Below are 10,209 nucleotides of genomic sequence, written 5' to 3'. Positions count from 1 at the left end.
ATCGCCCTGACCGAGGTCGCCCAACGGTCGGGATGGACCATCGTCCACACGTTCGCAGACGAGGGGATCAGCGGCGCCAAGGGGAGGTCGCAAAGGCCGGGCTATGACGCCCTCCTGAAGGCCGTGGCGAGGCGTGAGGTGGACATGGTCGCTGCATGGTCGGTGGACCGTCTGGGACGCTCCCTCTCCGATCTGGTCGCCTTCCTCGAAGAACTACAGGCTCATGGCTGTGACCTGTTCCTCCACCAGCAGGCGCTGAACTCGACCTCGACCCACGGCCGCATGGTCTTCGGGCTATTGTCGGTCTTCTCGGAGTTCGAGCGCTCCATGATCCGGGCGAGAGTGATGTCCGGCCTCGAACGCGCACGGTCCAAAGGCGTTCGGCTCGGTCGGCCAACCATCCCGCCGATCCGCGTCCAAAAGGTCGAGCAGGGCCTGCGGGCCGGACGGTCAATCCGTGCGGTAGCCCGGGCTACCGGCGTGTCCACCGCCAGCGTCCAGCGCATTAAACGCTCGATGGGGGCCGTTCCCGACCGTGGCGCCAGCGTCGAGCCAGCCTGACCGGACATCCGTTGACCGGGGCCACCAAGGTTCTCCAGCCTTGGCCATCATCCGAGTCGACGAGTTCCAGATGTCCAACGACGCGCACCCGAACGCTGAATCGCAGACCGTCCAAGACGGTCACGACCAAGCGTCCGCCAACGCTGCTGAGCATCCGCTTAGCTCCACCATCAAGGCCCGGACGGAAACGTCCGGGCCTTGTCCATTTCCGGGCCTGTTTCTGGGTCTGGGCGCCACACCTCCCCACGCCCTCTTGAACCCTCCGTCCACGGTCGCCATCTCTGGTTCCGTGTCGTGGGGATTTGCGCCGATCCTCGGGTTTGTCTCCGCGAACGAAGTCGCTTGAGCGAGGACTTCGCGATGACCCGGACGATCCTGTTCGACAGCCCGTTTCTGTTGGGCTTCGAACACACCCGAGACCTGATAGAGCGCGCCGCCAAGGCCGCGGCGGAGAGCTATCCGCCCTACAATGTCGAGCAGGCCGAGAATGGCGTGCGCATCACCCTGGCCGTCGCGGGCTTCTCACCTGAACAGCTGCATGTGACGGTCGAGGGCGGCCAACTGGTCGTCGCCGGCAAGCGCGACAGCGCCGACGGTCGTTCGGAGGCCGAGCGGGCCTTCCTGCACCGGGGGATCGCCGCCCGGGGCTTCGTCCGCACCTTCGTCCTCGCCGAGGGCATGGAGGTGACCGCGGCGACGCTGGAACACGGCCTCCTGCACATCGACCTCGCCAGGCCCGAACCCGAGCGCCTGATCAAGAGAATTCCGATCCGTAGCGCGGGCTGAACGCCGCGCGGAACTCGCCTCTCGCCGACCCGGCTCTGAACCGGCCGGAGAAAGGCGCGTTCCCTAAATGAAGGAGGTGGTCATCATGACGCCCAACACCCACCACAGCGTGCTCTTCACGAGCGAGGCTTTCGCGGCCCTTGGCGCGCCCGACCTCGTCTATGTGCGGCCAATCAAGGCCGCCGAAATCCTCGCTGACGTCCCCGAAGGCGTGCAGGATTTCAATCTGTCGCCGGACCAGACCCTCTATGCGGTCTGCCGCGCCGATGGCGCGCGTCTGGCTGTCATGATCGACCGCGACACCGCCATCGCCGCCGCCCTGGCCCATGAACTGGCGCCCGTGTCGGTGCACTGATCGGAGAGGCTGGGATCGCGGAGGTCAGATCGCGGCCGTCAGGCCGCGGCGCCGGCCGTTTCCTGGGTCAGCAACACGTAGATCGCGTCGGCCGAGCGCGCTTGGCGCAGGGCCGCGCGGACTTCGGGCTGACGCAGCAGCCGCGCCACACGCGCCAGCGCTCGCAGGTGCAGCGCGCTGGCGTCCCGCGGCGCCAACAACGCCACGATAAGGTCGACGGGCTTGTCGTCCAGGGCGTCGAACGCGACGGGCGTGTCAAGCCTGACGACGACCGCGCGCATGCGATCCAGCCCATCGAGACGCGCGTGCGGGATGGCCACCCCTTCGCCCACGCCGGTGGAGCCGGCCGCCTCGCGCTCGATCAGTCCTTCGAGGGTTGCGTCGGCGTCGACGCCCAGGACGCGGGCGGCGACGTCGGCCACCAACGAAAGCGCCTGGCGCTTGCCGGGCGCGCCGGCGCGCAGCGCCACCGCTCCCGGATCCAGAAGATCGCCAATGGTCATGGACTTCTAACGCTCGCTCGTTGTCGACCGCCTTGGCGCCGTCGCCGCGTGTCCGCCGACGACGCCCCCGGGCCCGACACGGTCCAGTTAGCTCGCGGGAGACCCGTGCCCGTTCAGCGACTTCGTGCGTTCGGGATCGATCCAGCCGATATTTCCGTCTGGACGCCGATAGACCACGGACAATCCGCCGTGGGCGGCGTTCCTAAACACGATTGCCGGGTAGCCGGTCAAGTCCAGTTCCATGACAGCCATGGAAACAGTCATTGTCTTGAGCGCGGCCTGGGTTTCCGCGATGACCATCGCCGCGGGCGCGCCCGTCGGGTGGTCGATATCCACATCCCAGTCATGATCCTCGGCGCCCTCGGCGTCGGGGGCCCGGAGGACGAACATCGCGGCGTTCTCGACCTGCTTGGCCGTCGCCGCGGCCGAGTGGCTCTTCAGCCGGCGCTTGTATCGTCGGATTCGGGTGTCGATCTTGGCCAGGGCCGCGTCGAAGGCGGCGTGGGCGTCACCTCCCGACCCGTGGCTGATCAGCTGCTGGCCCGAGGCCAGCTTTACCGAGCAATCGACACGGAAGGCGTAGCCATCCTTGCTCACGACCACTTCGGCTGCGCCGCCGCGATCGAAGTATTTGCCGATGCTTAGGGCGATTTCGTCGGAGACTCGCGCTCGCAGAGCCTCGCCAACGTCGACATGCTTGCCGGAAACTTGGACTTGCATACCGATACAACGCGCCTGTCCTGAACGGGTGTCAAGCGGTGCGATAGGCCCTTAAGGAGCCTTCAGAGAAGACCTGAAAATACGCGGATAAGCTTGTGCACGGCCATGATCACGACATGCGCGCTGACGAACAGCAGAGCCCCGCTGAACAGGGCCATCAGATAGCCGACAAGGGCCAGGGCGCCGTCTCTCTGGAGCAAGGCCAGGGCCAGGATCGCCACGGTCGCGCCAGGCGCCAGGTTGCCCAACGGGATCGGCAGAACCAGCACCAGGGCTAGCAGGGTGCAGACCACGCCGACCGCTCTTTCGCCCAGCGGTGCGAACATTGGTCGCAGCCTCGGGCGAGTGATCAGCTCCATGCTCCGCACGATCGGAGCCAGGCGCCGGAACAGGCCGCGCAGTTCGTCACGCTTGAGCGGCTTCTCGGTCAGGCGGCGAGGCAGCCAGGGGTGGTCGGCGCCCATGGCGATCTGGGGGGCCAGGAACAGGATCGGAAGCGACAGGATGGTGGATGAGCCGGGCGGCAGCGGCAGGGTGTTCAGCAGGCCGAAGACCAGCAGCATGGCCCCGAAGGCCCGGCTGTCGAAGGCGTCCAGCATCTCGCCGACGGTCAATGTCGGGCTGGCGTCCTCGCCAAATCCCTCGATCACGTCCGCCAGGCTTTTCTCGCTCATCGATTCCTCGTCACGCCCGGCATAGGAACGCGCGGAAGGCGATTAGGCCGCGCTGGCCAAAAGTGCGAGCGAATTCGATCGCCGACGGGTTCAACGGCTGTTTTCCACGGAGGTCCGTCGCGGTCAGACCGCTTCCTTCATCAGCCGCCGCCGCTCGACGGACGACGGAATGCGCATGGCTTCGCGATACTTGGCCACGGTTCGGCGCGCGATATCGACACCCGCGGCCTTCAGGATCTCGACGATGCGGTCGTCGGAATGGACCTCGGCCTCGGTCTTCTCGGCGTCCACGAGACCCTTGATCTTGTGACGGACGCTGGCGGCCGAATGGGCCTCGCCGCCTTCCGACGACTGGATGGCCGAGGTGAAGAAGAACTTCAGCTCGAACACGCCGCGCGGGGTGGCGATGTACTTGTTCGAGGTCACCCGGCTGACGGTGCTCTCGTGCATGCCGATGGCGTCGGCGACGGTCTTCAGGTTCAGCGGCCGCAGGTGTTCGACGCCGAAGGCCAGGAAACCGTCCTGCTGGCGCACGATCTCGCTGGAGACCTTCAGGATGGTCTTGGCGCGTTGGTCCAGGCTCTTCACCAGCCAGTTGGCCGTCGCCATGCAATCGGCGACGAAGGTCTTTTCCTGGTCGCTGCGCGCGCCCTTGGCGACGCGGGCGTGGTAGCGCTGGTCGACCAGCACGCGCGGCAGGGTGTCGGTGTTCAGCTCGACGTGCCACATGCCGCCCAGGCCCTCGCGAACCATGACGTCGGGCACCAAGGTCTCGGCGGGCTCGCTATGATAGGCCGCGCCTGGACGAGGATTTAGCGACCGGATCTCGGCGACCATGTCGCGCAGATCCTCGTCGTCCACGCCGCAGATGCGCCGCAGCGCGGTCATGTCGCGCTTGGCCAGCAGCTCCAGATTGTCGAGCATGGCGGCCATGGCCGGGTCGTAGCGGTTCAGGTCCTTCAGTTGCAGCGCCAGGCATTCGCGCACGTCGCGGGCGAACACCCCGACCGGCTCGAACCCCTGGAGAACGCTCAGGACCTCCTCGACCATTGCAAGCTCGCAGCCCAGGCGAGCGGCCAAGTCGGCGATGTCCAGCCGCAGATAGCCACCTTCGTCGACCGCGTCGATCAGGATCTCGGCGATGGCGTTACGGGTCGGCGGCAGGGCCGCCTGGACCAGCTGTCCCCGCAGGTGGGCCGACAGGGTTGGCGTGTCGGCCAGGGCGCGCTCGTAGCCGTCGTCGCCTTCGAAAGATCCGCCGGTCCCGGCGCGCGACCAGTCGATCTGGCCGCCGGCGTGCTCGGCGCCCTGATCGACGCCGTCGCCGGTCGCCCGCTCGCCCGGCGAGACGTCTTCCGTGGGCGCGTCCATTTCACGGCCGGCCGTGGTGTCCGCCACGGCGTCCACATGAGTCAGGCTGGCGTCGCGTTCGACCTCGACCTCGCCGACCGGTTCCTGCTCCCCTTCGTCGCGTTGCAGGAGCGGATTGCGTTCGAGTTCGGCCTCGACGAAAGCGTCGAGCTCGATGTTCGACAGCTGCAGCAGCTTGATGGCCTGCTGCAGCTGGGGGGTGATGACGAGGCCCTGGCCTTGCCGGAGCTCCAGTCGATGGCTGAGCGCCAATGCGCCCTCCTGACGAACGAATGAACTTCGATCGTCATTGAACGGGCGGTTTGGTTAACGGCTAACGAACGCCTGCAATTATCGGGCCGGTGCGACGTTCGGTCCCGGACAAATATCGTGCCAGGTCAATAGTCCTTGCCGGATAAGGCCTTGTGCGAACGCCCGAGCCGTCGAAAGGTCGCGACGGACGTTCGCCCGCGTGGATCAGTCACCCAGCCTGGGGTCGGAAAAGCTGTCGCCGAGATAGACGCGCTTAACTTCGGGATTGTCGACGATCTCGCGAGGCGATCCCTCGAACAGCACTTCCCCGGCGTGGATGATCGAGGCGCGATCGATGATGTCGAGCGTCTCGCGGACATTGTGATCGGTGATCAGGATGCCGATGCCACGTCCCTTCAGGTAGCTGATCACTTCGCGGATGTCGGCGATCGCCAGGGGATCGATGCCGGCGAACGGTTCGTCCAGCAACATGAAGGACGGCTCGCTGGCCAGGGCGCGGGCGATTTCCACTCGCCGCCGCTCACCGCCCGACAGGGCCACCGCCGGCGACTTGCGGATGTGGGTGATCCGCAGCTCCTCCAGGATCGACGTCACCTGCTCGCGAGCCTTCCGGGAATCCTTCTGGCGCATTTCCACCACGGCCATGACGTTCTGTTCGACCGTCATGCCGCGGAAGATCGAAGCTTCCTGCGGCAGATATCCGACACCGAGGCGGGCGCGCTGGAACATCGGCTGGGCGGTGATGTTTTCGCCGTCCAGGTAGATCGCGCCGTAGTCGGCCGCGATCAGGCCGGTGATCATGTAGAAGCAGGTCGTCTTGCCCGCGCCGTTCGGTCCGAGCAGGCCCGCGACTTCGCCACGCTTGAGGCGCAAGGAGACGTTCTTGACGACCGGTCGGTCGCCGAACGACTTGCCCACGGAATCGACGAACAGGCCGTCCATGTCGCTGGAGGTCAGGGTCATGAAACGGTCCTAGCGCTGAGCGGGCTGTTCAGCCGCGGCCGGCGTGTCACTGGAGGTTTTCTTGGTGTCGTCCTGATAGAACACCGCCCGGACCCGGCGGGCCGATCCACGCCCCTTGGCGTTGGATTCAAGCCGGGCGTCGTTGGTCTTGGTGTTGACCGTCAGCCGGTCGCCGCGCGCCACGTCCTTGCCCTTGACCAGGACAACGTCGCCGGTGAGCACGGCGATGCTGTTGTCGAAGGTGTAGACGGCGCGGTCGCCGCGGGCCGATTGCTTGTCGCTGACGAGATAGACGTCGCCCTCGGCCTCCAGGCGCTGGGCGTTGCCGCATCCGTTCTCGGAGCCGGCGCGCTTGGCGCTGTAGACCGTCACCTGCTGGGCGCGCATCCGCGAGCGGTCCTGCAAGATCTCCACATTGCCGCGGAAGATCGAGATGCACTTGCTGTTGATCGATTCCTGCTGATCAGCGGACACGTCGATCGGCGCGCTCGAGTCGCCTTGCTGCGCGTAGGCCACGCCGCCGGCCCCAATCCCAGACAGGATCAACGCGGTCGCCGCCGCAGCCGTCCATCGCTTCATCAGAACCATGTCCTCATCCGTCGCGGCCGCCTCAAGCGAACCTGCGCCATTAACGTTCTTTACTGCCGTTCTAGCCGCGCGCGAACCCCGCCCCGGAAAACGATGCGGTCGCCCTTGTCATATACGGAGTATGCGCGCGATTGCACCTGCCCGCTGGGGCCTTCGCCGTTCAGCGTGCTCTCGCCCGAGACGTCGCCGGTCCGGGTGTCGACGAACGACTCCTCCGACGCGAAACGGTAGCCAGTCCCGTCGTCCAGCCGCACGTCGTCCTTCAGGTTCAAGCTGAAGTCGTCCTGTCGATAGACGCCACGCTTGGCGGTCATCCGAGTCGGCGTGGGCGAGCCAAGATCCAGGGTCAGGGCCGGCTCGTCGAGCAGGATCCGGCGCGGATCGGCGTCGTCCCGGATCGCCGAGCGAGCCGTGATCATGAAGCTGCGCCCATCGGTCGACTGGCCGTAGAAGCGCGGTGTGATCAGCCGGATCTCGGTCTTGGCCTCGGCCGGCGGATGGGTGGCGGCCATATAGGTGCGCCAGCCCACCTGGGAGATGACGACCAGCAGCAAGGCGCTGATCACGACGGGCAGGACGATGCGGGCCAGCAGCACGCGGCGCGAGCGACGACGCCAGCGCTCGAGGTCGGCGCTGATCGATCGTCCCGTCATGACCGCGGTGGGATGCATCCGCCTTCCGTCAGCTGTGGGCGAAGATGTCGACGTCTTCCCAGCCGGCCAGATCCAGCGATGCGCGGTGGGGAAGATAATCAAAGGCGGCCTGCGCCAGAGCCATGCGGCCCTCGCGCTCGAGCATGGCGTTCAGCTTCTGGCGCAGCGCATGCAGGTGCAGCACGTCCGAGGCCGCGTAAGCGACCTGGTCGGCGCTGAGCGTCGCCGCGCCCCAGTCCGACGACTGCTGGACCTTCGACAGCTCGACGCCCAGCAGTTCGCGCGTCACGTCCTTCAGGCCGTGGCGGTCCGTATAGGTGCGGGCCAGCTTCGAGGCGATCTTGGTGCAGTAGACGGGCGCGGTCACGACTCCCAGATGGAGTTCGAACATGGCGATATCAAAGCGGCCGAAGTGAAAAAGCTTCAGAATGGCCGGATCGGTCAGCAACGCCTTGAGATTCGGGCAGTCGTAGCCCGGACGGCCCAGGCGCACCACGTGGGCGTCGCCGTCGCCCGACGACAGCTGGACCACGCACAGCGGGTCACGGCCCAGGCGCAGGCCCATGGTTTCCGAATCGATCGCGACGATGCTCGCGCCCGCGAACACGCCGTCGGGCAGGTCGCCCTCGTGAACGAAATTGGCCAAGTCTCAGAAATCTCCGGCGAATATCCACGTTTTGGCGCGTGACGACCGCCGAAACCGGAATCCACTTTCGGCTGTCACGCTTCCGCCGCGCCATGGACGCGCCGGATCACGCACCCGATATGAGCGCGCGACACTTATACTCACGATGAACGGATTAGCTATCCGGAGGATTGCTTGGCGCCACCCCGCGCTTCCGAAGAAGCTTGGTAAGGGGGTGGTGCCCAGGAGAGGACTCGAACCTCCACGACCTTTCGGTCACTGGCACCTGAAGCCAGCGCGTCTACCAATTCCGCCACCTGGGCCCGCAGTCGCAACCGGTTAGGTCGCCGCGAGGCCGGGACGTTTAGGGAAACCGTTCGGCCGCGTCAACAGCGAAAAATCGACAAATCGTGATTTCATTGCGAAGCCGCTCGCGGTCGTCTAATTCCCGCGTCATCGGCATGCGACGAGGAATGAAGATGCAGGGTCTTGTCACGGTGTTCGGCGGCTCCGGTTTCGTGGGCGGCCAAGTCGTGCGGGCGCTCGCCAAGGCGGGCTATCGGGTACGGGTGGCGGTGCGCCAGCCGAACCTGGCCTATCGCATGCGCATGCTGGGCGACGTCGGCCAGATCGAGGTGGTCCAGGCCAACGCCCGCGTGCCCAGCTCGGTCGCCCGCGCGCTCGACGGCGCCGAGGCCTGCGTGAACCTGGTCGGCGTGCTCTGGGAGAGCGGCCGTCAGAAATTCCAGTCGATCCACATGATGGCGGCCCGCAACATCGCCGAGGCCGCCGCCAAGGCCGGCGTCGCGCGCCTCGTCCATGTCAGCGCCATCGGCGCCAAGGCGGACTCGGAGTCGAAATACTTCCGCACCAAGGCCGAAGGCGAGGCCGCGGTCCGCGCCGCCTTCCCGGGCGCCACGATCGTCCGCCCGTCGCTGGTGTTCGGCGTCGAGGATAAGTTCTTCAACAAGTTCGCCCAGATCGCCGCCCTGGCCCCGGTCATGCCGCTGGTCGGCGGCGACACCCGCGTCCAGCCGGTGTTCGTCGGCGACGTCGCCGCGGTGATCGCCAAGGCCGTGGCCAGCCCCGCCGCCGTCGGCGTCACCTACGAGCTGGGCGGCCCGACCGTCTACACGATGCGCGAGATCCTGCAGTTGGTGCTGACCGAGACCGGCCATGCCCGGCCTCTGGCCGCGCTGCCCTGGCCCGTGGCGTCGTTGATCGGGTCGCTGGGCGACATCCAGGCCTCGATCCTGCCGATCGCGCCGCCGCTCACCACCGATCAGGTCGAGATGCTGAAGACCGACAACGTCGCCGACGGCGGCCTGCCGGGCCTGGCCGAGGCTGGCGTCGTTCCCACCGCCGTGGAGGCCGTGGTCCCGACGTATCTCTACCGCTACCGCAAGGGCGGCCAGTACGCCGAGACGCCGGCGGGAGCGTTCTAGGATTCCGTTCTTCCCTCTCCCGCTTCGGGAGAGGGAAACGTCCTCAGTGCTTCAGGTACAGCACCGCCAGGCCGCCCAGGCCGACGGCGATCCGCCACCAGGCGAACGGCGCGAAGCCGCGCTTGGCCACGAAGTTCAGCATCACCTTGATCACCACCATCCCCGAGATGAAGGCGGTGACGAAGCCGATGCCGATAACGCCCAGGTGCGCGGCGTCCAGGGCGTCGCGGTTTTTGTAGAAGTCGTAGGCGAAGGCCCCGACCATGGTCGGGATAGCCAGGAAGAAGCTGAACTCGGCCGCCGAGCGCTTGTCGCCGCGCAGCAGCAGCGCGCCGACGATGGTGGCTCCCGACCGCGAGACGCCAGGCACCATCGACAGGCACTGGAAGAAGCCGATCCCCAGCGACGTGAGCAGCGGGTATTTCATCGCGTCGCCATGACGCGGCGTCGGCGTCCAGCGATCCAGGATCAGCAGCACGACGCCACCGACTAGCAGCGACCAGCAGATCACGGCCGGGCTTTCGAACAGGATCTGCTTGATGAAGTCGTGAAGCGCGAAGCCCAGCACCACGGCCGGCAGGAAGGCGATCAGGATCGAGAGCGCGAAGTGGCGCGCCTCGGGCCGCGTCGGCAGGTCGATCAGCACCTTCCAGAGCCGTTGGAAGTATAGCGCCACCACCGCCAGGATCGCCCCCAGCTGGATCAATACGATG

Annotated in this window: 12 protein-coding genes, 1 tRNA gene and 1 pseudogene; 4 read left to right on the top strand and 10 right to left on the bottom strand. The window is 66.5% G+C overall.

The genetic code is table 11. From position 1 onward, the window contains the following. The 3 genes from VJ655_RS04175 to VJ655_RS04165 all read left to right on the top strand — a co-directional run. On the top strand, positions 1-561 hold a 561-nt coding region (locus tag VJ655_RS04175), incomplete at its 5' end, for a recombinase family protein (RefSeq protein ID WP_324109809.1). A gap of 360 nt (positions 562-921) precedes the next feature. Next, on the top strand, positions 922-1,347 hold the full coding sequence (locus tag VJ655_RS04170; protein ID WP_324109808.1) for an Hsp20 family protein: 426 nt from the start codon (positions 922-924) through the stop codon (positions 1,345-1,347). Between the two features lie 85 nt (positions 1,348-1,432). Beyond that, the gene (locus VJ655_RS04165) at positions 1,433-1,702 is read left to right on the top strand and encodes a DUF1150 family protein (RefSeq protein WP_324109807.1); all 270 of its coding nucleotides are present in this window, start codon (positions 1,433-1,435) and stop codon (positions 1,700-1,702) included. Positions 1,703-1,740: 38 nt separating this feature from the next. Here the strand turns inward: VJ655_RS04165 and ptsN are convergent, their stop codons facing one another. From ptsN to VJ655_RS04120, 9 genes and pseudogenes are all read right to left on the bottom strand, one after another. Continuing rightward, complete coding sequence (gene ptsN / locus VJ655_RS04160; RefSeq protein WP_324109806.1) at positions 1,741-2,205, bottom strand: PTS IIA-like nitrogen regulatory protein PtsN; 465 nt, start codon at positions 2,203-2,205, stop codon at positions 1,741-1,743. An 87-nt stretch (positions 2,206-2,292) separates the two neighbouring features. Continuing rightward, positions 2,293-2,925 carry a ribosome hibernation-promoting factor, HPF/YfiA family gene (gene hpf / locus VJ655_RS04155; protein ID WP_324109805.1) on the bottom strand — a complete coding sequence of 211 codons (633 nt, stop codon included), beginning with the start codon at positions 2,923-2,925 and terminating at the stop codon, positions 2,293-2,295. Between the two features lie 62 nt (positions 2,926-2,987). After that, positions 2,988-3,599, bottom strand: a complete 612-nt coding sequence (locus VJ655_RS04150) for an exopolysaccharide biosynthesis protein (RefSeq protein ID WP_324109804.1) — start codon at positions 3,597-3,599, stop codon at positions 2,988-2,990. Between the two features lie 123 nt (positions 3,600-3,722). Further along, positions 3,723-5,222, bottom strand: a complete 1,500-nt coding sequence (gene rpoN / locus VJ655_RS04145) for an RNA polymerase factor sigma-54 (RefSeq protein ID WP_324109803.1) — start codon at positions 5,220-5,222, stop codon at positions 3,723-3,725. A gap of 204 nt (positions 5,223-5,426) precedes the next feature. Continuing rightward, positions 5,427-6,185 (bottom strand): LPS export ABC transporter ATP-binding protein, encoded by a 759-nt coding sequence (gene lptB, locus VJ655_RS04140; protein WP_324109802.1) that lies wholly within the window; start codon positions 6,183-6,185, stop codon positions 5,427-5,429. A gap of 9 nt (positions 6,186-6,194) precedes the next feature. Next, positions 6,195-6,764, bottom strand: a complete 570-nt coding sequence (locus VJ655_RS04135) for an LptA/OstA family protein (RefSeq protein WP_324109801.1) — start codon at positions 6,762-6,764, stop codon at positions 6,195-6,197. 59 nt (positions 6,765-6,823) lie between these two features. Then, positions 6,824-7,488 (bottom strand): annotated as a pseudogene (gene lptC, locus VJ655_RS04130) (LPS export ABC transporter periplasmic protein LptC). After that, positions 7,455-8,072 carry a ribonuclease D gene (locus VJ655_RS04125; protein ID WP_324109800.1) on the bottom strand — a complete coding sequence of 206 codons (618 nt, stop codon included), beginning with the start codon at positions 8,070-8,072 and terminating at the stop codon, positions 7,455-7,457. Before VJ655_RS04125 ends, lptC begins: the two are co-directional and overlap by 34 nt. A gap of 215 nt (positions 8,073-8,287) precedes the next feature. Next, positions 8,288-8,374: transfer RNA gene (locus VJ655_RS04120), tRNA-Leu, on the bottom strand. Between the two features lie 156 nt (positions 8,375-8,530). Here VJ655_RS04120 and VJ655_RS04115 point away from each other — a divergent pair. Beyond that, the gene (locus VJ655_RS04115) at positions 8,531-9,496 is read left to right on the top strand and encodes a complex I NDUFA9 subunit family protein (RefSeq protein WP_324109799.1); all 966 of its coding nucleotides are present in this window, start codon (positions 8,531-8,533) and stop codon (positions 9,494-9,496) included. Positions 9,497-9,539: 43 nt separating this feature from the next. Here VJ655_RS04115 and VJ655_RS04110 read toward each other — a convergent pair. Continuing rightward, a partial coding sequence (locus VJ655_RS04110) for an undecaprenyl-diphosphate phosphatase (protein WP_324109798.1) occupies positions 9,540-10,209 on the bottom strand: 670 nt, incomplete at its 5' end.

The organism is Caulobacter sp. (genome assembly GCF_035254145.1).
Taxonomy (GTDB): Bacteria; Pseudomonadota; Alphaproteobacteria; order Caulobacterales; family Caulobacteraceae; genus Caulobacter.
This window is presented reverse-complemented; position numbering and strand designations above follow the sequence as displayed.